22 protein-coding genes are annotated in these 22,844 nt (G+C 74.9%); 9 read left to right on the top strand and 13 right to left on the bottom strand.

Features of this window, described 5'->3' with window-relative positions:
• Positions 1-135 precede the first annotated feature (135 nt).
• Positions 136-831 (bottom strand): type 1 glutamine amidotransferase domain-containing protein, encoded by a 696-nt coding sequence (locus tag IE177_RS11890; protein WP_190015232.1) that lies wholly within the window; start codon positions 829-831, stop codon positions 136-138.
• 139 nt (positions 832-970) lie between these two features.
• On the opposite strand from IE177_RS11890, the gene IE177_RS11885 reads away from it, so the two are divergent.
• Both IE177_RS11885 and IE177_RS11880 read left to right on the top strand, forming a co-directional pair.
• Positions 971-1,876, top strand: coding sequence for a LysR family transcriptional regulator (locus IE177_RS11885; RefSeq protein ID WP_229816014.1), 906 nt, complete (start codon positions 971-973; stop codon positions 1,874-1,876).
• A gap of 153 nt (positions 1,877-2,029) precedes the next feature.
• Complete coding sequence (locus IE177_RS11880) at positions 2,030-2,386, top strand: cupin domain-containing protein (RefSeq protein WP_190015230.1); 357 nt, start codon at positions 2,030-2,032, stop codon at positions 2,384-2,386.
• Between the two features lie 58 nt (positions 2,387-2,444).
• Here the strand turns inward: IE177_RS11880 and IE177_RS11875 are convergent, their stop codons facing one another.
• From IE177_RS11875 to IE177_RS11855, 5 genes are all read right to left on the bottom strand, one after another.
• Positions 2,445-3,797, bottom strand: coding sequence for a VWA domain-containing protein (locus IE177_RS11875; RefSeq protein ID WP_190015229.1), 1,353 nt, complete (start codon positions 3,795-3,797; stop codon positions 2,445-2,447).
• Complete coding sequence (locus IE177_RS11870; protein ID WP_190015228.1) at positions 3,794-4,651, bottom strand: AAA family ATPase; 858 nt, start codon at positions 4,649-4,651, stop codon at positions 3,794-3,796. Before IE177_RS11870 ends, IE177_RS11875 begins: the two co-directional genes overlap by 4 nt.
• Positions 4,652-4,774: 123 nt before the next feature.
• Positions 4,775-5,416 (bottom strand): LutC/YkgG family protein, encoded by a 642-nt coding sequence (locus tag IE177_RS11865; protein ID WP_190015227.1) that lies wholly within the window; start codon positions 5,414-5,416, stop codon positions 4,775-4,777.
• Positions 5,413-6,891 carry a lactate utilization protein B gene (locus tag IE177_RS11860; RefSeq protein WP_190015226.1) on the bottom strand — a complete coding sequence of 493 codons (1,479 nt, stop codon included), beginning with the start codon at positions 6,889-6,891 and terminating at the stop codon, positions 5,413-5,415. Before IE177_RS11860 ends, IE177_RS11865 begins: the two co-directional genes overlap by 4 nt.
• Entirely contained in the window at positions 6,888-7,643 is a 756-nt protein-coding gene (locus IE177_RS11855) for a (Fe-S)-binding protein (RefSeq protein ID WP_190015225.1), read from the bottom strand. The genes IE177_RS11860 and IE177_RS11855 overlap by 4 nt, the downstream gene beginning before the upstream one ends.
• 191 nt (positions 7,644-7,834) lie before the next feature.
• On the opposite strand from IE177_RS11855, the gene IE177_RS11850 reads away from it, so the two are divergent.
• From IE177_RS11850 to IE177_RS11835, 4 genes are all read left to right on the top strand, one after another.
• A complete protein-coding gene (locus IE177_RS11850; RefSeq protein ID WP_190015224.1) occupies positions 7,835-9,136 on the top strand; it encodes an alpha/beta fold hydrolase in 1,302 nt (433 codons plus the stop codon).
• A gap of 85 nt (positions 9,137-9,221) precedes the next feature.
• Positions 9,222-10,022, top strand: coding sequence for a MerR family transcriptional regulator (locus IE177_RS11845; RefSeq protein WP_190015464.1), 801 nt, complete (start codon positions 9,222-9,224; stop codon positions 10,020-10,022).
• The gene (locus tag IE177_RS11840) at positions 10,019-11,263 is read left to right on the top strand and encodes a glycosyltransferase (RefSeq protein ID WP_190015223.1); all 1,245 of its coding nucleotides are present in this window, start codon (positions 10,019-10,021) and stop codon (positions 11,261-11,263) included. Before IE177_RS11845 ends, IE177_RS11840 begins: the two co-directional genes overlap by 4 nt.
• Before the next feature lie 10 nt (positions 11,264-11,273).
• Positions 11,274-12,110: a pentapeptide repeat-containing protein gene (locus IE177_RS11835; RefSeq protein ID WP_190015222.1), complete on the top strand. Its 837-nt coding sequence runs from the start codon at positions 11,274-11,276 to the stop codon at positions 12,108-12,110.
• 359 nt (positions 12,111-12,469) lie between these two features.
• On the opposite strand, the gene IE177_RS11830 is transcribed toward IE177_RS11835, so the two are convergent.
• Positions 12,470-14,119, bottom strand: a complete 1,650-nt coding sequence (locus IE177_RS11830; RefSeq protein WP_373305071.1) for a cytochrome P450 — start codon at positions 14,117-14,119, stop codon at positions 12,470-12,472.
• A gap of 121 nt (positions 14,120-14,240) precedes the next feature.
• On the opposite strand from IE177_RS11830, the gene IE177_RS11825 reads away from it, so the two are divergent.
• Positions 14,241-14,846 (top strand): TetR/AcrR family transcriptional regulator, encoded by a 606-nt coding sequence (locus tag IE177_RS11825; protein ID WP_190015221.1) that lies wholly within the window; start codon positions 14,241-14,243, stop codon positions 14,844-14,846.
• 103 nt (positions 14,847-14,949) lie between these two features.
• On the top strand, positions 14,950-15,672 hold the full coding sequence (locus IE177_RS11820) for a DUF2470 domain-containing protein (protein WP_190015220.1): 723 nt from the start codon (positions 14,950-14,952) through the stop codon (positions 15,670-15,672).
• Here IE177_RS11820 and IE177_RS11815 read toward each other — a convergent pair.
• From IE177_RS11815 to IE177_RS11800, 4 genes are all read right to left on the bottom strand, one after another.
• The gene (locus IE177_RS11815) at positions 15,640-16,827 is read right to left on the bottom strand and encodes a lactonase family protein (RefSeq protein ID WP_190015462.1); all 1,188 of its coding nucleotides are present in this window, start codon (positions 16,825-16,827) and stop codon (positions 15,640-15,642) included. The genes IE177_RS11820 and IE177_RS11815 overlap by 33 nt on opposite strands.
• A gap of 112 nt (positions 16,828-16,939) precedes the next feature.
• Complete coding sequence (locus IE177_RS11810; protein ID WP_190015219.1) at positions 16,940-18,043, bottom strand: hypothetical protein; 1,104 nt, start codon at positions 18,041-18,043, stop codon at positions 16,940-16,942.
• A gap of 46 nt (positions 18,044-18,089) precedes the next feature.
• Complete coding sequence (locus IE177_RS11805) at positions 18,090-19,340, bottom strand: FUSC family protein (RefSeq protein ID WP_190015218.1); 1,251 nt, start codon at positions 19,338-19,340, stop codon at positions 18,090-18,092.
• Positions 19,341-19,456: 116 nt separating this feature from the next.
• Complete coding sequence (locus tag IE177_RS11800; RefSeq protein ID WP_190015217.1) at positions 19,457-19,951, bottom strand: FBP domain-containing protein; 495 nt, start codon at positions 19,949-19,951, stop codon at positions 19,457-19,459.
• 214 nt (positions 19,952-20,165) lie between these two features.
• On the opposite strand from IE177_RS11800, the gene IE177_RS11795 reads away from it, so the two are divergent.
• On the top strand, positions 20,166-21,455 hold the full coding sequence (locus IE177_RS11795; protein ID WP_190015216.1) for an ROK family transcriptional regulator: 1,290 nt from the start codon (positions 20,166-20,168) through the stop codon (positions 21,453-21,455).
• Positions 21,456-21,458: 3 nt separating this feature from the next.
• Here IE177_RS11795 and IE177_RS11790 read toward each other — a convergent pair whose 3' ends face one another.
• Positions 21,459-21,716, bottom strand: coding sequence for a hypothetical protein (locus tag IE177_RS11790; protein ID WP_190015215.1), 258 nt, complete (start codon positions 21,714-21,716; stop codon positions 21,459-21,461).
• 37 nt (positions 21,717-21,753) lie between these two features.
• Complete coding sequence (locus IE177_RS11785) at positions 21,754-22,785, bottom strand: SDR family oxidoreductase (protein WP_190015214.1); 1,032 nt, start codon at positions 22,783-22,785, stop codon at positions 21,754-21,756.
• Positions 22,786-22,844: the final 59 nt, after the last annotated feature.

Raw genomic sequence — 22,844 nt, 5'->3', positions numbered from 1 at the left:
CGGGCCCTGCCCTCGGCGGCCTCCTCACCGGCCGGCCCGGTCCCGGGTCTCCCGCCCCGCCCCTGCCGGGCGGCGACCGGGCCGGCCGGCAGGGGTATCACCTCGCCACCACGCGGCGCGGGGCGCCCCGGCCGCTCAGCCCAGCCGCCGCAGCAGTTCCTCGGCGACCGGGGCGGAGGAGGCCGGGTTCTGGCCGGTGATCAGGGTGCGGTCGACCACCACGTGCGGCCCCCACGGCTCGGCCGCGACCACGTCGACGCCCGCCTGGGCCAGCCGGTCCTGCAGCAGCCACTCGGCCCGTCCGGCGAGGCCGCCCTGGATCTCCTCCTCGTTGGTGAAGGCCGCGACCCGGTACCCGGCGAACGCGTTGGAGCCGTCGGCCCGGACCGCGGCCAGCAGCGCGGCCGGTCCGTGGCAGACCACGGCCAGCGGCTTGCCCGCGTCGAGCGCCGCCACCAGCAGCCGGCCCGACTCGGCGCTCACGGCCAGGTCCTCCATGGGGCCGTGCCCGCCGGGATAGAACACGGCGGCGAAGTCGTCGAGGTCCACCTCGGAGAGCTTCACCGGCGTGCGCAGCTCGGACATCTCCTCCACCGCGCGCGCGATCTCGTCGGCCCTCTCCTGACCGCCGTTGACCTCGGCCGCCAGGCTCGCCCGGTCGACCGGCGGCACGACACCGCCCGGCGTGGCGACGACGACCTCGTGACCGGCGGCCCTGAGGGCGCGGTAGGGCACCACGGCCTCCTCGGCCCAGAAGCCGGTGGGGTGCGGGGTGCCGTCGGCGAGCGTCCACCGGTCGGCGCCGGTCATCACGAACAGGATCTTCGACATGGTCTCTCCATCCAGGAAGCTTGCGTCTCGCGGAACAGAACGTAGGCGAACCGACCCATAGGCATCCAATGAAGTACCCGATGCCTGGCATTGGATCCCCTATGGCTCTGCGGGAATACGGCCGGTGATACTCGGACCCGTGGAGACCGCATCCCTCGACCTCAACCTGCTGCGCACCTTCCTCGCGGTGTACCGCTCCGGCTCCTTCACCGGCGCCGCCCGGCTGCTGGGCCTGTCGCAGCCGACGGTGACGACGCAGATGCGCGCGCTGGAACGGCAGACCGGCCGGGAGCTGTTCGAACGGCTCCCGCGCGGGGTCGCCCCGACCCCGGTGGCCGACGAACTCGCCGCCCGGATCGCCGCGCCCCTGGACGAGCTGGCCGCCGTCGCCGGGCCCACCCCGCCGGCGGGCGCCCGGGCCGAGCCCGTCCATCTGGCCGGCCCCGCCGAACTGCTGTGCACCACCGTCCTGCCGGCGCTCGCCCCGCTGGTCGCCGAGGGCGTACGGCTACGCGTGTCGACCGGGCTGACCGACCCGCTCCTGGCTGAGCTGCGAGCCGGGCGGTACGACCTCGTGATCGCCACCACCCGTCCCCGGGGCCGCGCCCTGCGCGCCGTCGCGCTCACCGACGAGGAGTTCGTCCTGGTCGCCGCCCCGGCCTGGGCCGAACGGCTGACGGATCGGCCGGCCGCCGAGTGGCCGGCCGCCCTGCACGATGTCCCGCTGATCACCTACGCGGAGGACCTGCCGATCGCCCGCCGCTACTGGCGCCACGTCTTCGGCCGTCGCCTGTCCCGCACCGCCGCCGTGACCGTGCCCGACCTGCGCGGAGTACTCGCGGCGGTGGCCGCGGGCGCCGGCTTCGGCGTGCTGCCCCGCTATCTGTGCCGGCACCTGCTGGAGACCGGCGCGCTGGTGGCCCTGCTGGAACCGGAGGACCCCCCGATCAACACCGGCTTCCTCGTCCAGCGCCCCGGCGTCTGCGACAACCCCGACGTGGCCCGGGTCCGCGCGCTGCTGCTGCGGGCGGCACGCACCTGGTGACCCGGCGCCGGGCCGGATGGCGGCCGCCGGTGGCCGGACCCACGATGGATGCGTGGGGTACGGCCGCCGCCGCAGCGCCGGTGCCGTCGGAGGCCGCCGGGGGGCGCGGGCCGGCCCCGGCCGCGGTCAGCGGCCGGGGCGGAGGACACCGTCATGCTGGAAGTGAAGACGGTCGAGAAGCCGGACGAACGGCGCGACTTCCCCCGCGGCCACCTCGAAGCCCTCCACCTGACCGGACTCGACTTCGCCGTGGGCACCTTCGAACCGGGCTGGCGCTGGTCCCAGTCCGTGGCCCCGATCGCGGGCACCGCCAGCTGCATGGTCCACCACAACGGATTCGTGGCGCAGGGACGGATGCGCATCCGGATGGACGACGGGGGCGAGAGCGAGCTCGGCCCCGGCGACGTCTTCGTGTGCCCGCCCGGCCACGACGCCTGGGTGGTGGGTGACGAGCAGGTCGTGGTCTACGACTTCGCCGGGACCATGGCGAACGAGTACGCCAAGGAGTAGTGCCCGTCGGACGGTCCCTGCCGCGGGCGGCCGGCCGGGCACGGCCGGCCGCCCCGGGTCACACCGGGAGCAGCCGGGAGACCAGCGCGCCGAGCTGCCGGGCGGTGCGGCACTCGTGCATCTCGGCCAGCTCGGCGTAGGCGGGCGCCGCCGAGTCGCCGGTGCCCCACCGGGCGCGCGGCTCGGGGTTCAGCCAGTACAGGCGGCGGGCGCGCCGGGCGATGTCGCGGACGGCCGGCAGGTTGGGGTCGTTCATGTTCGTACGGGCGTCGCCGAGGACGAACACCGTCGTGCGCGGGCCCACCGCGTCGCCGTACCGCTCGGCGAACTCGCCCAGCGCCATGCCGTAGTCGCTGCTGCCGTGCCACCCGGTGAGCGTGGCCTCGGCACGGATGCGGGCGCCGAGCCCGTCGGGGTCGGCGCGGCCGTGGTCGATCAGGCCGGTGACCTCGTCGAGCCGGTTGACGAAGGCGAACACGCGGACCTTGCCGAACTGGTCGTGCAGGGCCTGCACCAGCAGCATCGTGAAGTCCGAGAAGCCGGACACCGAGCCGGACACGTCGCACAGCAGCACCAGTTCGGGGCGGACCGGGCGGCGCCGGCGCAGCACCGGCCGCATCGGCACCCCGCCCGTGGACAGCGAGGAGCGCAGGGTGCGGCGCAGGTCGATCGTGCCGCGCGCGGCCCGCCGGCGGCGCGCGGCGAGACGGGTGGCCAGTTTGCGCGCCAGCGGCCACACGGTCCTGCGCAGCTCGGCCAGCTGGTCACGGTCGGCGGACAGGAAGTCGACCCGGTCGGCGGTCGGCCGGACACCGCGCCGTGCGATCTCGTCGCGTCCGCGCCGCTCGGCGACCCGGCGCCGCGCCTCCGCCCCGACCAGGCGCCGGAACTCCTCGATCCGGCGCCGGATCTCGTCGTCCAGCAGCCGGTCCGCGAACGCCGCACCGCCGCCACCCCGGCCCCGCACGTCCGCCCGCACCCGGGCGAGAAGCGTCTGCGGGCGCAGCCGTTCGAGGGTCTGGTACGCCGACCAGCCGTCCGAGCCCGGTGAACTCCCGTAGCCGCCCAGGCCGTCGACCGCCTCCGCCGCCAGCCGGGCCATCAGGGCACGGTCGTCGGCAGCCAGCGCCCGTGCGAGCCGGTCACGCAGCGCTTCACGGTCCGCGGTGCCCTCCGCCGGGCCGCCGACGCCGCGCGGGAAGTACAGGTCGAAGACCGGGTCGAACACCGCCCGCTGGGCGGCGCCGTGCAGCAAGGTCGCGGCCAGGCCCTCACGCAGCAGTTCCCGGTCCGCGAAGCCGAGCGCCTCCACCGCGCGGGCCGCGTCCACGCTCTCCCCGGTGCCGATCCGCACCCCGTGCGCGCGCAGCGCCCCGACCAGGCCGGTGATCCGCTCGGCGACACCGGTCACAGCGCGTCCAGGTCCAGCTTCGCCGCGGCCTTCTGGATGTCGTCCTGATGCTTGAGGATCACCCCGAGGCTCTCCCGCACGACCGCCTCGTCCAGCGTGCCGGCGCCCAGGGCCAGCAGGGTGCGCGCCCAGTCGACGGTCTCGGCGACGGACGGCGCCTTGCGCAGGTCCATGGCGCGCAGCGCCCCGACCACCCGCACCACCGACTCGGTGAGCGCCTCGCCGAGCCCCGGCACCTTCAGCCGGACGATCCGCCGCTCCAGCTCCTCCTCGGGGAAGCCGATGTGCAGGAACAGGCAGCGCCGGCGCAGGGCCTCGGACAGCTCACGGCCGGCGTTGGAGGTGAGGACGACGAACGGGCGGCGCGTCGCGGTGACCGTGCCCAGCTCCGGCACCGTGATCTGGAAGTCGCTGAGCACCTCCAGCAGCAGCCCCTCCATCTCGACGTCGGCCTTGTCGGTCTCGTCGATCAGCAGGACGGTCGGCTCGTCGCCGCGGATGGCGGTCAGCAGCGGGCGGGGGAGCAGGAACTCCTCGCTGAAGATGTCGGTGCGCGTCGCGTCCCAGCTCTCGTCGCGCCCCGCGCTGATGCGCAGCAGCTGCTTGGCGTGGTTCCACTCGTACAGCGCGCGGGACTCGTCCACGCCCTCGTAGCACTGCAGCCGGACCAGCCGGGCCCCGGCTACCTGGGCGACGGCCTTGGCCAGCTCGGTCTTGCCGACTCCGGCGGGACCCTCCACCAGCAGCGGCTTGCCCAGGCGGTCCGCGAGGAAGACGGTGGTGGCGACGGCGGGCGAGGCGAGGTAGCCGGTCTCGGCGAGGCGGGCGGAGACGTCGTCGACGGACGTGAACAACGGGGCCTCCGATGGGGTCGGGGGAGCGGGGCCGTATCGACCGCCACTATCTAAGCGCTTGTTCACCCTCGCTGTCACGTGTTCCGCAGGGTGGGGCCCCGGCCCGGCCACGGCACGTCCGCCTCAGCCGAGCAGGATCACCTCCAGCGTCCGCGGGCCGTGCACGCCCTCCACCCGGTCCAGCTCGATGTCGCTGGTGGCCGACGGGCCGGAGATCCAGGTCGACGGACGGGCGGGGTCGAGTCGTTCGAGGGCCCGCGGCACCGAGGAGACCACCTGTCCGGGGACCCGGACGACACAGATGTGGTGGTCGGGGACGAGACTGATCCGGCGGCGCCCCTGGCCGGGGCCGCCGTCGAGCACGATCGTGCCGGTCTCGGCGATCGCGACCGCGCAGCCCGTCACCACGCTGTCCACCCGGTCCAGCTCGTGCGGTGTGCTCCCGGCCCGGTCGGGCACCCGGACGGCGTCCGTCCCGGCCAGCCAGCCCGGCTCCAGCCCCGGCGGCACCAGCACCGATCCCGCCTCGCGCCCGGCCAGCAACCGGCCGATGAGGGAGGGGAGTTCGGCCCGTCCGCAGCGGTGCACGATCGCCCGGTAGTCCGCCAGGTTCTCCGCCAGCAGCTCCACCGTACGCTCAGCCGTACGCTCCCCGTGCTCGCGCAGGTAGTCCCGTTCCACGGCCGCCTCGTACGGCCGATCGTCCGGCGTCACGTCGGCGAGCGCGCGCCGCACCCGGCCCAGGACCCGTTCCCTGTCGCTCACCTTCCGCCGTCCTTTCCGCCGCGCGTGCGCTGCCACCAGTCCCGGAACGGCTCCACCGGCACGGCCGGCAGGTCCCGGGCGCCGCTCCACGCCCTGCCCGGGCCCGGCAGGGTACGGGGGTGCAGCCGGCGGGTGCGGGAGGCGAGCCGCTGGCCGGCGCGCAGGGCGCGCGGGCGGGCGAAGACCCAGCCCGCGGCCCGCATGGCCGCCCGCTCGGCGGCGTGCCCCCTGGCGGGCCGCAGGACGACCCGGTTGCCCTCCCGTACCGCCGGGCCGCCCTGCGCCACCCGCTCCCGCAGGTGCACCAGCACCTCGGGGATGTCGATGGCGACGGGGCACACCTCGTAGCACGCCCCGCACAGGGAGGAGGCGTAGGGCAGCGAGGCGTCGATCTCGCTCGCGGTGCCCCGGAGCTGGGGGCTGAGGACGGCGCCGATCGGACCGGGGTACACGGAACCGTAGGCGTGCCCGCCCGCGCGCTCGTAGACGGGGCAGACGTTCAGGCAGGCCGAGCAGCGGATGCACCGCAGGGCCTGGCGGCCGACCCGGTCGGCGAGGGCGTCGGTACGGCCGTTGTCGAGCAGGACCAGGTGGAAGGCGCGCGGCCCGTCCTCGTCGGCGGTACCGGTCCACGTGCTCGTGTACGGGTTCATGCGCTCGGCGGTGGAGGAGCGGGGGAGCGTCTGCAGGAAGACCTCCAGGTCCCGCCAGGACGGCACCACCTTCTCGATGCCGGCGACCGCGATCAGCGTCTCCGGCAGGGTCAGGCACATCCGGCCGTTGCCCTCCGACTCCACGACGACGAGCGTTCCGGTCTCGGCGACCATGAAGTTCGCGCCACAGACGCCGACCTTGGCGCGCAGGAACTTCTCCCGCAGGTGCAGCCGGGCGGCCTCGGCGAGTTCGGCGGGCGCGTCCGTCAGCCCCTCGGGGGCCGGGCGGCCCCACGCGCCCATCTCGCGCACGAAGACGTCCCGGATCTCGCCGCGGTTGCGGTGGATGGCCGGCACCAGGATGTGCGAGGGGCGGTCCTTGCCCAACTGCACGATCAGTTCGGCGAGATCGGTCTCGTAGGCGCGGACGCCCTCCGCCTCCAGGGCCTCGTTGAGGCCGATCTCCTGCGTGGCCATCGACTTGACCTTGACGACCTCCGACTCGCCGGTCGCCTTGACCAGTGCGGTCACGATCCGGTTCGCCTCGGCCGCGTCGGCGGCCCAGTGGACCGTACCGCCGGCCGCGGTGACCGACTCCTCCAGCTGGACGAGATACCGGTCGAGATGGCGCAGGGTGTGGTCCTTGATCCGGCGTCCCGCCTCCCGCAGCCGCGCCCAGTCGGACAACTCGCCCACCGCCCGGGCCCGTTTGGCGCGGATCGTGTGGGTGGCGTGCCGCAGGTTGCCGCGCAGGGTGGCGTCGTGGACGGCTTCCCGCGCGGCCACGGGGAAGGCCGGCATGCCGACGAACGTTCCGCTCATGCCGCCGCTTCCTCCTGAGTGCTCGCCAGGATCTCCGCGATGTGCACCGGCCGCATGCCCGTCCGCAGCCGGCTCATCGTGCCGCCGATGTGCATGAGACAGGAGTTGTCGGCCGCGCACAGCACCTCCGCGCCCGTCGACTCGGCGTTGCGCACCTTGTCCGCGCCCATCGCCGCCGACACCTCGGCGTTCTTCAGCGCGAACGTGCCGCCGAACCCGCAGCACTCGTCGGCGCCCGGCAGCTCGACCAGCTCCAGCCCCCTGACGGCCTCCAGCAGCCGCCGGGGCCGGTCGCCGAGTCCCAGGCCGCGCAGGCCGTGGCAGGTGGGGTGGTAGGTGACCCGGTGCGGATAGCAGGCGCCGACGTCCGTCACGCCCAGCACGTCCACCAGGAACTCGGTGAGTTCGTAGGTCCTGTGGACCACCGGCGCCAAGGCGGCGGCGAGGGAGTCCCCGCGTCCCTCGGCGCGCGCCCGCTCGCCCATCCGCGGATACAGCTCCCGCACCATCGCCCCGCAGGATCCGGACGGTGTCACGATCGCGTCGTACCCGCGGAAGACGTCGGCGAAGTGCCGGGCGAGCGGCTCGGCCTCGTGGCGGTAGCCGGTGTTGTAGTGGGCCTGCCCGCAGCAGGTCTGGCCCATCGGGAAGTCGACGTCGACCCCCAGTCTGCTCAGCAGCGCGACCACGGCACGGCCGGTGTCCGGGTAGAGCGTGTCGTTGACACAGGTCAGGAACAGGGCGACACGCATCGCGGCTCCCAGGGTCGGCCATCGGACGAGTGCAGGTTAGTCGGCGCGCCGGGGGCGGACCACCGGACGGCGAGCCGCGCCCCGGCCGCCCGCTGAACGGCCGGTCAGCTCACCGGCGGTCCCGGGGCGGGGCCGCGCGGGGCCGTGTGCTGAACTGGAACGCGTCCGTCCCCTCCGTCCCGGGAGACCCGTTGAGCCTCAGCTACCGCCAGCCCGGCGTCGTCCTCACCGACCGCCGCTTCACCGTGCCCCTCGACCACGCCGACCCGGACGGCGAGACCATCGAGCTGTACGCGCGGGAGACGGTCGCGAGCGACAAGGCGGGGCGGGACCTGCCCTGGCTGCTGTACCTCCAGGGCGGACCCGGATTCGGGGCGAACCGTTTCGTCGGACGCCAGGCCTGGCTCGACCGGGCCCTGGAGGACTACCGCGTCCTGCTGCTCGACCAGCGCGGCACCGGCAGCTCCACGCCCGCCAACCGGCAGACGCTCCCGCTGCGCGGAGGCCCCGGCGAGCAGGCCCGCTACCTCACCCACTTCCGCGCCGACTCCATCGTCCGCGACTGCGAGGCCATCCGCCCGCAGGTCACCGGGGGCGCCCCCTGGACCGTGCTCGGACAGAGCTTCGGAGGCTTCTGCACGGTGTCGTACCTGTCCCTCGCCCCCGAGGGCCTGGACACCGCCGTCGTCACCGGCGGCCTGCCCTCCCTGCACGCCCACGCCGACGACGTCTACCGCGCCGCCTACCCGCGCGTCGAACGCAAGGTCACCGCGCACTACGCCCGTTACCCGCAGGACGTCGAGCGGGCCCGCCGCATCGCCGACCACCTCCTCACCCACGACGTGGCCCTGCCGAACGGCTACCGCCTCACGGTGGAGGCCTTCCAGTCCCTCGGCCTGATGCTCGGCGCCGGCGACGGCAGCCACCGCCTGCACCTCCTCCTCCAGGACGCCTTCGTGCGCGCCCCCGGCGGCCCGGCCCTCTCCGACGCCTTCCAGGAGCAGGTCCAGGCCCTGCTGTCGTACGCCGGGCACCCCCTCTACGCGCTCGTCCACGAGGCGATCTACGGCCAGGACGCCCGCCCCACCGCCTGGGCGGCCGAGCGCGTCCGCGCCGAGTTCCCGCAGTTCGACGCGGCGAAGGCACTCGCCGGCGACAGCCCCGTGCTGTTCACGGGTGAGACGGTCCATCCCTGGATGTTCGACACCGACCCGGCGCTGCGCCCGCTGCGCGAGACGGCCGACCTGCTCGCCGCCCGCACCGACTGGCGGCCGCTGTACGACCCCGCGCGCCTCGCCGCCAACGAGGTGCCGGTCGCCGCCGCCGTCTACCACGACGACATGTACGTCGACACCGCCCACTCCCTGGAGACCGCCCGCGCGATCCGCGGCCTGCGCACCTGGGTCACCGACGAGTTCGAGCACGACGGCCTGCGCACGGGCGCGCCACGCGTCCTGGACCGGCTGCTCGCGCTGACCCGCGACGAGGTCTGAGGCACCCGCCCGCGCGCCCCGGCCCGCCGGTTGACCCTCCCCCTACGTCAGGCTCGACGCTGTGACCGGACGAAAGGGCAGGCGCATGGGTTACTCGGTGGGACAGGTCGCGGCGTTCGCGGGGGTGACCGTGCGGACGCTGCACCACTACGACAAGGCCGGGCTGCTCTCGCCCGGCGAGCGCAGCCCGGCCGGCTACCGCTTCTACAGCGACGCGGACCTGGCCCGGCTGCAGCAGATCCTCTTCTACCGGGAACTCGGCTTCCCGCTCGAGGAGATCGCCGTCATCCTCCGGGACCCGCAGGCAGGAGCCCTGCAGCACCTGCGGGCCCGGCAGCGGCGGTTGCGGGAGGAGATCGAACGGCTGGAGCGTCTCGCGGAGGTGGCCGAGCAGGCCATCGAGGTGCAGCGCACCGGCGTGGCGCTCGACCCCCAGGAGCGCTTCGAGGTCTTCGGCGAGATCGCCTTCGACCTCAGTTACGCCACCGAGGCACAGCTGAAGTGGCGGGACTCGGCCGCGTACCGCGAGGCGATGGCCCGGGCCGGGGCGCACACCAAGGAGGACTGGCGGCGGCTGATGAACGAGGCCGCCGCCTGGCGGACCGGGCTGCTCGCCGCCTTCGACGCGGAAGAGCCCGCCGACGACGAGCGCGGCATGGACCTGGCCGAGGAACACCGCCGGCACGTCGCCCGCTGGTTCACCCCCTGCCCGCCGCACACGCACCGGCGCATCGCGGACGACCTCGCCGCGGACCCACGGGCCTTCGCCCTCCTCGTCCCGCCGTCACAGCAGCGTCCAGGCCTCGCCGCCTACGTGAGCAAGGCGATCCACGCCAACGCCTCCCGCTGTGAGGGCTCCCGCACCGAGCACGAGGAGCACCCATGAGAATCCTGATCGCCACGGCCGGATCGCGCGGCGACGTCGCGCCCTACACCGGCCTCGGCGCCCGCCTGGCCCGTGCCGGACACGAGGTCACGCTGGCCACCACCGAGGCCTTCGCCTCCCTGGCCCACGGCGCCGGCCTGGGCTTCAGCCCGCTGCCCGCCGATCCGCGGGCCCACGGTGGAGCCGGCGGCACGCGGGAACTGATGCGCACGGCCGCCGCCTTCGTCACGGAACTCGGCCGGGGTTTCGCGGGCGCGGTCTCCGACGACACGGAACTGATGCTGCTGTCGGCGACGACGGCCCCGCTCGGCTGGCACCTCACCGAGGCCACCGGCATCCCGAGCCTCGGCGTGTACCTCCAGCCGACCGCGCCGACCGGCGATTTCCCGCCGCCTGTCACGGGGGCCCGGTCGCTGGGCCGCGCCGGCAACCGGGCGGCCGGCCGTTTCGCCCTGCGCATGGCCGACCGCGTCCACGCGCGGGCCGTCGCCGAACTGCGCGGCGGCCTCGGGCTGCCCCCGCTGTCCCCCGCCGCGACGCGCACCCGGCGGGAGAAGGAGAACTGGCCCGTGCTGCACGGCTTCAGCACGGCCCTCGTGCCACGGCCCGCCGACTGGCGGCCCGGACTGGAGGTCGCCGGCACGTTCTGGCCCCACGTCGGCGACGGCGAGCGCCTGCCCGCCGCTGTCGAGGACTTCCTCGCGGCCGGTCCCCGGCCCGTTCTCGTCGGCTTCGGCAGCATGGCGGCCGGGCAGGGGGAGCGCCTGAGCGAGATCGCCGCGGCGGCCCTGCGGCGCGCCGGGCTGAGGGGCATCCTGCAGTCGGGAGCCGCCGGGCTGGCCGCCGACGGGGACGACGTGCTCACGATCGGCGAGGTGCCGCACACCCTGCTGCTGCCCCGGGTGGCCGCCGTCGTCCACCATGCCGGAGCCGGCACCACGGCCGCCGCGCTGCGTGCGGGGGTGCCCGCGGTCACCGTGCCCGTCACCGCCGACCAGCCGTTCTGGGCGACCCGGCTCGCCTCGCTCGGAGCCGCTCCCGACCCGATCCCGCTGCGCGCCCTCACCACCGACCGGCTCACCGCCGCGCTCGACCTCGTGGTGAGGCGGCAGGAGTACACCCGGGCCGCCGCGCGGGCCGCACGGCACATGCGCGGCGAGGACGGCCCGGGCCGGGTGCTCGAGGCGGTGGAACGCGTGGCCCAGGGCAGCGGCGAACCCGGCGGTCTCGCACGTCAGTAGGCTGGACCCCATGCCGGACCACACCCCCGACCTCTCCGACCTGCGCGGCGACTGCGCCCAGTGCTTCGGCCTGTGCTGTGTCGCCCTGCCCTTCGCGCGCTCCGCCGACTTCGCGGCGGACAAGCCCGCGGGCAGGCCGTGCCCGAACCTCCAGGGCGACCACCGCTGCGGCATCCACGCCCGCCTGCGCGACAAGGGCTACGCCGGCTGCACGGTCTACGACTGCTTCGGCGCCGGCCAGAAGGTCTCGCAGGTCACCTTCGGCGGCCAGGACTGGCGCGGCGGTTCCGAGGAGCGGGCCCGGCGGATGTTCGACGTGTTCCCGGTGGTACGGCAACTGCACGAGCTGCTGCGGTACCTGACGGAGGCGCTGGGCCTGCCCGCCGCCCGGCCGGTCCACGCCGATCTGCGGCGGGCACTGGAGGAGACCGAGCGGCTCACCCGGCAGACCCCCGAGGAGCTGGCCGCGCTGGACGTGGCGGCGCACCGGCAGGAGGTCAACGTGCTCCTGCTGCGCACCAGCGAGCTGGCCCGGGCCGGCGTCGGGAAGAAGGGCAAGGGGAAAGAGCGCCGGGGCGCCGATCTGGTGGGAGCCCGGCTCAGGGGCGCCGACCTGCGCGGGGCGAGCCTGCGCGGCGCCTGCCTCATCGCCGCCGATCTCACCGGGGCCGACCTGCGCGGCGCGGACATGATCGGTGCGGACCTGAGGGACGCCGACCTGACCGGCGCCGACCTGACCGGCGCCTTCTTCCTCACCCAGCCGCAGGTGAACGCGGCCAGGGGCAGCGCTGGCACCCGGCTGCCGGGGTCGGTCGCCCGCCCGGCCCACTGGACAGGGGCCGCCTGACCCCGAGATCGGCGTCCGCGACGACCACGGCGCGCACCGGCCGGGCAGCCTTCCTCCCGAGCCCGAGCCGAGTGCCTGCCGCCGGCCGGGCTACGGCTCCGGGCCGTGTTCCGGCCGCGCGTCGGACTTCGGTCCCGAGCCGGGCTCCGGTGCGGCCAGGGGCAGATTCGGCGCCGGCCGCCGGGGTCGGTCGTCCGCCCGGCGCACTGGGCAGGCGGCGCCTGCCCCCGGGATCGCCGTCCGCGACGGCCACGGCGCACACCACCAGGGCAGCCGCCCAGCCGAGCCCCAGCCGCGTTCGGTCTTGAGTCGGGCTCCGGTGCGGTCCGGGTGGCGGCGCGGGCGCCCGGCCGCGTCGGTCAGTCGCCCGACCGGTGCGCTGGACACCGGGCGGGCGGTTCGGCGGCGTCGTCCGGGAGCGGCGCCGGCGCGGTCCGGGCGCCGGCCGGGCAGCGGCCTCCCGGGCCTGCGCCGCGTTCCGGCTCGGAGCCGGCGGCCGGTGCCCGGCCGGACCCCGCCGGTTCCGCGAGGTCCCGCCCCGCCGCTCCGGTGGCCGGTGCGGGGCGCCGGTCCAGGCCCAGCCTCAGTCCCTCCGGCATCACCGTCAGCCGTTCGGTGACGGTCAGCCGGTAGGCGGGGTCGGCCCGCAGGTCGTAGCGCCGCAGCAGCAGCCCGAGGACCAGGGTCGCCTCGTGCAGCGCGAACTGGCGGCCGATGCAGGCCCGCGCGCCGGTCCCGAACGGCTTGAAGATGTGCGGGGGCCGCGCCCGCACCGCCCCGGCCTCGAACCGGCCGGGGTCGAACCGCTCGGCGTCCTCGCCCCACACCTCCGGATCCCGGTGCAGCATCGGCGTCAGCACCAGGGCCCATGCGCCCCGGCGCATCGGATGTTCGCCCGCGAGCACCGTGTCGTGCCGGGCCTCGCGGGCGAAGGCGGGTGCGGTCGGCCAGAGCCGCAGCGACTCGTCCAGCACCCGGCGGACGTAGCGCAGCTTGGCGACCTGGTCGTAGCCGGGCCGCGGGGTGTCGCCCCAGACGCGGTCCACCTCGGCGCGGGCCCGGGCGGCGATCTCGGGGTGCCGGGCGAGGTAGTACAGGGCGAAGGAGAGCGCGCCAGAGGTGGTCTCGTGGCCCGCCACCAGGAAGGTGATCACCTGCTTGCGGACGTTGGCCGCCGACAGCCGCTCGCCGGTCACCGGGTGGGCCGTCTCCAGCATCCGGTCCAGCAGGTCGCCGTCGCCGCCGCCGGAGCGGCGCCGGAGCGCGACCAGGTCGTCGACCGTGCGGTTCAGGTACGCGATGTCGGCGGCGTTTCGCCGGGCGGCGGTCCGCAGGAGCAGCGGAGCCAGCGGCCCCGGCACGCTGTTGAGCCGCTGGGCGTAGGTCAGCGTGCCGACCATCGCGGTGACGAAGGGGTGCGGCCGGTCCCGCTCGAAGGAGCCGAAGTCGTGCCCGAAACCGGTGCGGGCGATGGTCTCCAGGGTCAGTTTGGTCATGTCCCCGGGCACGTCCACGGTGCGTCCGGCCGCGGCCTCCCGGTCCCAGTGGCCGGTCAGCCGGTCGGCGACCGCCAGCATCATCGTGTGGTAGCCCTCCATGGCCTCCCGGCTGAACCCGGGCGCCAGGACGTCGTGGGCCAGCTGCCAGTTGGGCTCGTGGTTGTAGGCGGTGAACAGGCCGTCCCCGGCGACGGGGCGCAGGTTGGCGACGCCCAGCCCCACGTGCTTGGCGAACCGCGACTCGTCGGCGAGGTCGGCGACGAGTCCCGCCCCCCACACGAAGACGAACTCCTTGCCGAAGGCCCGGCGCCGGAAGACGGGGCCCAGCTCGCGCGCGAAGCGCATCGAGTCCTGCAGCGGCCGGTGCCGGTCGGCGCCGAGCACATCACCGAGCAGGGGGACCCGGCGCGGAGGGTGCGGGATGCGGTGCAGCTCGGGCCAGCCCTGCTCGGCGCCGCGGAAGCCCTTCGGCAGTCCGGTCTCCGTCGCCTCCGCCATGACGCGATCCATGACGCGATCTCCCTTGATCCAGCGGACCGTTGAACCTGTGACGAGCGCGTGTTGTACGTGCGTTCAATAACGGCTTCCAGTGTGGTCCGGTTGTTGAACCGGCGTCAAGTAAAGTGACCGCATGCCCGCGAACCAGGGGGAGCGCGCCCGGCGCAGACTGAGCACCGGGGAGCGCCGTGAGCAGCTGCTGTCGGTCGGCGCGAAGCTCTTCTCGGAGAGCCCCTACGACGAGGTGCGCATCGAGCGGGTCGCGGAGATCGCCGGAGTCTCGCGCGGGCTGCTCTACCACTACTTCCCGACCAAGCGGGACTTCTTCGCCGCGGTCGTGGAGCGGGAGAGCGAGCGGATGCTGCGCATGACGGCGGCCGTGCCCGGGGTGCCGGTCCGCGAGCAGCTCACCGCCGGACTCGACACCTACCTCGGCTACGTGCAGGCGCACGCCCACGGCTTCCGCGCCTTCCACCGGGCGGACGCGGCCGGCGACCAGGCCGTACGGCGCGTCTACCAGCGGGCGCTGGCCGCCCAGGAACAGCAGATCCTGGCCGCGCTCGCGGCGGACCCCGAGTTCGGGCCGGCCTTCCAGGGCGCCCCGCAGGTGCGGCTGGCCGTGCGCGGCTGGCTCGCGTTCACGACGGCCGTCTGCCTGGAGTGGCTGCGCGGGGACGACCTGACGCGCGAGCAGGTGCGGGACCTGTGCGCCCGGGCGCTGCTGGGCGTCCTCGCCTGACCTCCGGGTGACCGAGCCCCCCACCCCGTGCCCGGGGCGTGGTTGGCGTGCGCCCGGAACTCCTATAGGTTAGGCAAGCCTTACCTAAAGAGGAGGTCTCCGGATGGGTGACACGCAGGAATGGACGGCCGCACCCGGCGCGGCGCAGCGGGCCCGGTCCGTACTGGCCACCGCGTGGTCGTGCGCGGTGACCGCCGACGGCGCCCGCGAGGAGTACGCCGGCGCGCACACCGTGACCGGCGCCGGCGAGGTACGGCTGACGGTGCCCGAGGACAGCGCCCTGTTCGCCGCGGCCCTGCGCGCCCCGCGCCAGGAGCCACCGGCCCTGCTTGAGTTCGCCGACGTGGCCCCCGTCCCGGTGCGCAGCCGCATCCGCGCCCGGCTCTGGCTCTCCGGCCCGCTTCTGAGGTGCGGGGACGCTCTGCTCCTGCGGCCCGCCCGGGTGGTGCTCCGGCAGTCCTCCGGGTCCGTGGTCGTCGACCTCGACGAGTTCACCGCCGCCCGGCCCGACCCGCTCGCCGAGGCCGAGCCCCGGCTGCTCACCCACCTCGCCGACGCCCACCCGGACGCCGTCGAACGGCTGACCCGCCTGGTACGGCCGGAGAGCCTGCACGCCGCCACCCGGGTGGCGCCCCTCGCCGTCGACCGGCACGGACTGACCCTGCGTGTCGAACGCGCCCGCGCCCACGGTGACGTGCGGCTGCCCTTCCACGCGCCCGCCGACGACGTCGCGCAGCTGACCGAGCGCGTGCACGTCCTGCTGACCCAGGCCGGGGCCGCCTGCCCCCGCGCCCTACAGCGGCAGCGCGCAGACGGCGACCGGTGACGCGAACGCCTCGCCGGCCGGGTGCAGTTCGCCACGTCCGGGATCGACGTGGAAGACGCTGACCGTCCCCGAGCGCTGGTTGGCCGCGAACAGCAGCCCGCCGTCGGGCGAGAACGCGATCTGCCGCGGGAAGTCCCCGCCCACCGGCACGGTGCCGAGCAGCCGCAGCCGGGAGCCGCCCTCCTCGACCGCGTACCGCGCCAGGCTGTTGTGGCCCCGGTTGGCCAGGAAGGCGTACGCCCCGTTCGCCGTCACCAGCAACTGCGCCGGGTAGTTGGTGCCGCCGTCCGAACCCGTCGGCTGCGGCTCCCCGACTGTCAGCCGGCCGGATCCGGGGTCGTAGGCGCAGACGGCGACCGAGTCGTCCACCTCGTTGGCCAGGTACGCGTACCGGCCGTCCGGATGGAAGGAGAGGTGCCGCGGTCCCGCGCCGGGCCGGGTGTGCGCCCGCGCCACCTCGGTGAACGTGCCCCGGCCCGGATCGAGGCGGTAGGTGTACACGGTGTCGGTGCCCAGGTCGACGGCGAGGACGTGACCGCCGTCGGGGCTGGTGACGAACTGGTGGGCGTGCGGCCCCTGTTGGCCCGGCCCGGGGCGCGGGGAGCGGTGTACGACCAGGTCCGTGCGGTCCCCGAGGGCGCCGGTGGGGCCGATCGGGTGCACGGCGACGCTCCCCGACCCGTAGTTCGCGCTCAGCAGCCAGCGCCCGCCGGGGTGCACCGACAGGTGGCAGGGCCCCGAGCCGCCCGTGCTCCGGGTGCCGAGGACCCGCCGGTCGGCGAGGCGTACGGCGGTCACGCCACCGTCCTCGCGTTCGTCCACCGCGTACAGCGTCCGGCCGTCCGGATGCACGGCCAGGTACGACGGGTCGGGCACCCCGAGCAGCGTGCCGGAGCCGGTGATCCCGCCCGTCCGCGGATCGTACGCCGCCAGGCCGATGCCGGCGCCGCCACCGTCGGCGGAGGTGTAGGTGCCGAGGTAGAGCGGACGCGGACCGGACGGCCCACGGGGCGGCAGGGAGGCGCGCGGAGCCCGCACCGGGGGCGTGCCCGCCGGCGGTGCCGCCGGGGACGGCACCGCCACCACGGCCGCCGCGCCGGCGGCGGCCCCCACGAACCGGCGCCTGGTCCAGCCGCCTCGCGCCTCCGTGTCCATGCCGCACCCCAGGTCGTCGCTCGCCCCGTCCGTGCCAGTCACCTTGGCCCGGGGCCACCGTCCGGGGCAAGCCGGGCGGAGCCCGTCGTGCGGGCCGCGACCGGGGAGCGGTCTACCACTCCCCGTCCTCGACCGGCTTGCCCGGCGCGTCCTTGAGCGGGGCCACCTGACCGGGAGCCGGCGCCTGCCACGGGTCGACGTCGTCCCCGAGCCAGTCGCCGACCGGCTTGACCGTTCGCAGGGTGTCCGTGGGGGAGAGGTCCTCGGCGTCCGCGTCGTAGTAGTCGTACCAGGGCAGTCCGGCCCGCGTGTACGCCGCCCGGTCCACCGGGGAGGGCGGGGGAGCCTCGCCCGTGATGCGGCGCCACTCCGGCGGCGTCACCAGATGCACGAAGACCCGCCCCGCGGGCTCCTTCGACCAGTCCTTCAGCGGCCGGTCGTCCCGGTAGACCTCCTGCCGCATCGAGCCGCCGACGCCCAGGCCCATGGCAGCGGCGCGCCGCCGGGGCGCCGCGCCGGGCGCCGGCGGGGGCGAGCCGGGGGCGGCCGCCATCGGCATCGCCGCGCCGGGCGCGGCCATCATCGGCGGGGCCGCACCGTAGCCGCCGGCGGACCCGGCGGCCCAGCTCTGGGCCTGCCGTTGCCGTGCCAGGCGCTCCCGCTCCAGGCGCTCCCGCTCCTGGCGCCGCCACTCGGCGAGCAGGTCCTCGCGCAGGGGGAACGACTGGAGCTGGACGCCGCCCCACACCTCCTCGCCGGTGACCTGGCCCTCCACGGTCGCGCCCAGCCCGAGGGGCACGGCGACGAACTGACGGACCGTCCCCTTCCCCGAGTTGATGCCGTCCAGCCAGGGCTGCCGGGGCAGCACCACGTAGTTCTGCGGGCGCCGGGCGAGCCGGCCGCTCCACGGCTTGCCGGACACCGCGCACACCTTGCCCACCCCGACCTGGAGCGCGGCCGGCTCCGTCGTGCCGGTGAAACTCAGCCACATCGCCTCGCGGAGATACACCGGCAGCATCACGCCACCCCGGGCCAGCCACTCCGCGGGCACCGTGCCGGCGTAGTCGGCGACCCGGCGGACCGGGAACTCGCCCAGCCCCGGCGGCAGCGGATGCGTGCCCGTCTCGGGCAGCCGCAGCGTGCGCACGAACCGCACCGCCACCCCGCCCGGCAGCCGCAGCGTGTTCCCGTCGATCCGTACGGCGCTGCCGGTCATCCGACCACCCCCTCGCTTTCCGTGCCGGACCGTCCCGGCACCTCCCTCACCGAGAACGCTCACCGAACCCGGCGCGGTTCCACAGCTCCTCCTGGACGCCGAGGCGGTCGCGGAGCCGGGTCATCCGCGGTAGCTTCTCCCGCTGCTCGCGGGACACCCGGTCCAGTTCCTCCAGCAGGCGGCTGGTGCGGTGCTCGGTGTCGAGCTCGGCGATCATCCGGTTCACCTCGGTCAGCACGGCGCCCAGCAGCTGCCAGTTCTCCCAGTCCTCGCCGACCTCCTCCCGGAGCAGTTCGGCGAGCCGGTCGCGGGTGGCGGCCGCGGTGTGCAGCTCGGCGGTGAGCCGCGCCTCCGCCGACTCGGCGTTCTCGCTCAGATGGGTGGTGACCAGCACCGCGAAGCTGACGATCGCGTCCGCGATCTCGGAGAGCAGCTCCTCCACGACGGCCCCGACCCTCGGCGGGAACAACTCCCGCGACGCACGGGCCTTGGCCAGGTCCGTGAAGGAACGGGCCAGCACCCGCAGCACCACCGTGCAGATCTCCAGCGTGTCCAGTCCGGTGCGCAGCACCACCCGGTGCAGCAGGCCCTCCCTGACCCGCGGGTTGAGCCGCAGACTGTCCTCGGCCTGCCGCAGCGACGCGTCCACCTGGGCGATGTGCTGGTCCAGCCGGCGCGCCTCGTGCAGGCGCTCGGCCGCCAGCTCCCAGGGGATGCGGCCGGCGGCCTCCTCTCCCATGCGCAGCATCAGCTGCCGTACCCGGCGGGCCAGGTCCTCGATCGACTCGCCCGCCTTGTCCACCCACACCGGCGGTGGGAGCAGCAGGTTGCAGGCCGTCCCGACGACCGCGCCGATCAGCGTCTCCACGATCCGGGCCCACGCGGTGAACCCGACGGTGGTCACGCCGAGCACCAGCATGGCGCTGATCGCCACCTCGGCCACGTACTCGTCGACCCGCACCAGGTGTCCCACGCCCAGCGCGGCCACGATCAGCAGCGCGAGGCTCCACCAGGTCAGTCCGACGAGCACGCTGAAGGCGATCGCGACCAGCACCCCGGCCACCACCGAGTTCACCCGGCGGATGCCGTTGGTGAGCGTGGCGTAGAAGGTGACCTGGACGACCAGCAGGGCGGTCAGGGGCGCGGTCAGCGGGGCCGGTTCTGGACTCAGGCGCAGTGCGATGACATAGGCGATCGTCGCCGCCGTGGCCGACCGCAGCGTCTGGACGACCACCGGCTCCCGGCCTCGCTTCACCAGGCGCCGCAGTCCCGAAACATGCTTCTGTACGTCGTGCATCCCTTGGCCTGTTCCCGTTCCTCGGCCGGGACGAACGTGGCCGATCGAGGACGGTTTCCGACCGCAAGGGATCGCGGGAGGAGGGTGAGGTGCTGTTCTCCTCGTCCGGAAACGGTCTAGGCGTAGAGCTTGTCGATGAACGCGGTGAGATTCCCCGTCGTGCGGGCGATCTGCTCCTCCAGGGTCAGGCTCTCCTCGAACCGGGCGCCGGAGTCCGGCAGCTTCTTGCCGCGCACGTACAGCGAACACGCCAGGTCCGTGCACATGTACACGCCGACCGAGTTGCCCTCGCGGCCCGCCGCCCCCGCCTTGCGCGCGGTCATCAGCGACACCCCGCCGCCCGGATGGGTGGTCAGGCACACCGAGCACATGCTGCGGTGCAGGAAGCCCCGCTGCGAGGACGGGAAGCGCAGGGCGACACCGGCGAGCCCGTCGCCGCGTTCGACGACCAGATAGCTGCGGTCGGGCGCCCCCGGATCGCGCCAGCCGAGGAAGTCCAGATCGTCCCACGGGCGTTCGGCGAGGTCGCGGGGCACCGCCAGCCGCTTGGCCTCCCCCTTGGAGCAGTTGACGAAGGAGTCGCGGATGTCGTGCTCGGTGAGCGGTCTCATGGGTGGGGTCCTTCCCGGAGCGGTGCCGTGAACCTAAAGGCCCTAGGTTCCTGGCTAGCGTAGGTAGCCAAGCGGGGGAGGGGCCAGCGCATTTCCGGGGGCACGCGGGGTCCCTGCTTAGCTCATAGCATGAACTAAGGGGTGGTGGAATCTCGCTTACCGCCTGCTTGAAGGGGTATGTTGCAGGTCGGGCACGGTTCGTGAAGGGAGCCGCATGGCGGGGCGCAACGGACGCACGGTACGCGACCTGAGGCGGGGCAACCGCACCGCGGTGCTGCAGCGGCTCTACTTCGACGGCCCGCTCAGCCGCTTCGAACTGGGACCGGCCACCGGACTGAGTTCCGGCTCGGTGAGCAACGTGGTCGCGGACCTGGTCGGCGACGGACTGGTCGAGGAGGCCGGCAGCGTCGACTCCGACGGCGGCCGGCCCCGCACCCTGCTGCGCGTCGCCCCGCACAGCGGCCAGATGATCGGTGTCGACGTGGGCGAGACCCGGGTCCGGGTGGAGCTGTTCGACCTCGCGCTCACGGAACTCGCCCGCACCGAACGTCCCTTGACTCCCCAGGGCTACGACGTCGACGTCATCGTCGGCCACATCCGCGACGGCATCGCCGAGGTCCTCGGCGCCGAGCAGGCCGTGCCCGGCCGGCTGCTGGGCGTCGGCGTCGGTGTGCCCGGCATCGTCGAGCACACCCCGGACCGGGGCGCCGTCGTGCACGGGCAGACCATCGGCTGGAGCGCGGTCCCGCTGGAGCGGCTGCTGCGCGCGACCTCCCCGCTGCCCGACACGGTGCCGTACTTCATCGACAACGGCGCCAAGACGCTCGGGCAGGCGGAGATGTGGTTCGGCGCCGGCCGCGGCGCCCGCAACGCCGTCGTCGTGCTCTTCGGCTCGGGCGTCGGCGCCTGCCTCGTCACCCCCGAGGTGGAGCACGGACGGGCCGTCGAATGGGGCCATCTGACGGTCCGGGTGCGCGGCCGCCGCTGCCGCTGCGGCGCGCCCGGCTGCCTGGAGGCCTACGCGGGCGCCGAGTCGCTCCTCGCCCGCTGGCGCGAGGAGGGCGGACGTCCGCCCGAGGGCGCGGACGAGGAGACCGCGCTCACCGCGATGCTGGCCGCGGCCTACCCGCCCGAGGGCACCGCGCCGGACCCGGTCGCGCTGGCGGTCCTGGAGGAGACCGCAGAGTACCTCGGCGCCGGACTGTCCGACCTGATCAACCTCTTCCAGCCCGAGCGCATCCTCATCGGCGGCTGGGCCGGACTCCAGCTCGGCGCCCGCTTCCTGCCCGCCGTACGCCGGCACGCCACCACGTACGCCCTGCGCCATCCGGCCGACAAGGTGGCCATCGACCTCGGCCGGCTGGGCCCCGACGCCGTCACCGTCGGCGCCGCGATCCTGCCGCTGGCCGACTTCTTCGCGGGCGGCGGCCGCCGCCCGGAACCGTCCGGCGAGGACCGGCTCCCGGCCTGGCGGACGGCCCTGCGGGAGCGGGCCCCGCGCTGAGGCTCACTCCGGCGGCTCGTCCGGCGCCGGATGCTCCGGGTGCACCGTGCCGGAACGCGGCGCGCCGGAGGGGCCGGTGCCGGCCTCGTCGGTGTCGGGCACGTCCTCGTCCCCGCCCTCGCTCCCGACGGGCGGCCGGCCCGTGGCGACGTCCCACGGGTCCGTGCCGGACTGCGCCTGCTGATCGGGCATGTCCCTGGGCACCGGCCGCCCGTGCGCGCCGGACCCGTGCCCCGGTTCTCCCTGCCGTCGTACGGCCATGGTGTCCTCCCTCGCTTCCCGGCCCGCGGCTCGCCGCTCAGCCGACCTTCCGTCCCCGCATCGGCTCGGTCTCCGCCCCGGCGCCCTGCTGCAGGCCGTCCAGGAACTCCTGCAGCACCTCGGTCGCCGACCGCGTCGGCCGCCACCCCAGCTCCGTGCGCGCCCTGGTGCAGTCCATCAGGGGCAGGCGCAGCACCGCGTCGAACAGGTGCGGCGAGGCCGGGAGCAGGTGCAGCCCCCAGGCGGCGGCGATCGCCGACCGGGCCGCCACGCGCGGCAGCCGCACCGGGCGCACCCCGAGCAGTCCGGCGAGCACACCGGCGTCGAGCGGCGGGTCGGCGGCCAGGTTGAAGGCGCCGCGGGCGGTGTCCGTCCGCACCGCCAGCCGGTAGGCCTCGGCGGCGTCGTCCGTGTGCAGGGCCTGCACGCGCAGGCCGGGGACGTCCGGCAGGAACGGCAGCAGCTCCGGCCGGGCCAGCGGCCCGGGCAGGAAGCGCCCGCCGAAGATCCGCCGCTGCTCGCTGGCCGACTCCCGCTTGAACAGGAAGCCCGGGCGCATGCGCACCACCCGCACCTCGGGGTGGTCGCGTTCGAACACGTCCAGCGTGCGCTCCAGATAGGCCTTCTCCCGGCAGTACGCGGCGTCCGGCCAGCCGTGCGTCGGCCAGGACTCGTCCACCTCGCGGTTCTTGGGACCCGGTGAGTAAGCGCCCACGGAGGAGGCGTGCACCAGCACCGGCACCCGGGCCGCGGCGACCGCCTCGAACACCCGGATGCCGCCGAGCACGTTGGTGCGCCAGGTGGTCGCCGGGTCGTGGGTCGGCTGGAACGCCCACGCCAGGTGGATCACCGCGTCGGCGCCCTCGAACCGCTCGGCGAGGTTCGCCCGGTCCGAGCCCAGGTCGACCGCGGACCACTCGGTCCTCGGCGGCGCCCACTCGGGCGTACGCCGGGCCAGACCGCGCACGGACTTGATCCCGGGATCCTCCGAGAGCAGGCGCACCACGCTCGTTCCGACATTGCCGGTGGCGCCTGTCACCACCACCCTGCTGCCAGCTGAGCTGCTCACTTCGGCTCCTTCCGTCCTCGCGGGAGGCTGCGACGACCGGCCGGGTACCCGGGCGCCAC

The organism is Streptomyces lucensis JCM 4490 (genome assembly GCF_014650035.1).
GTDB classification, from domain to species: Bacteria; Actinomycetota; Actinomycetes; order Streptomycetales; family Streptomycetaceae; genus Streptomyces; species Streptomyces lucensis.
This window is presented reverse-complemented; position numbering and strand designations above follow the sequence as displayed.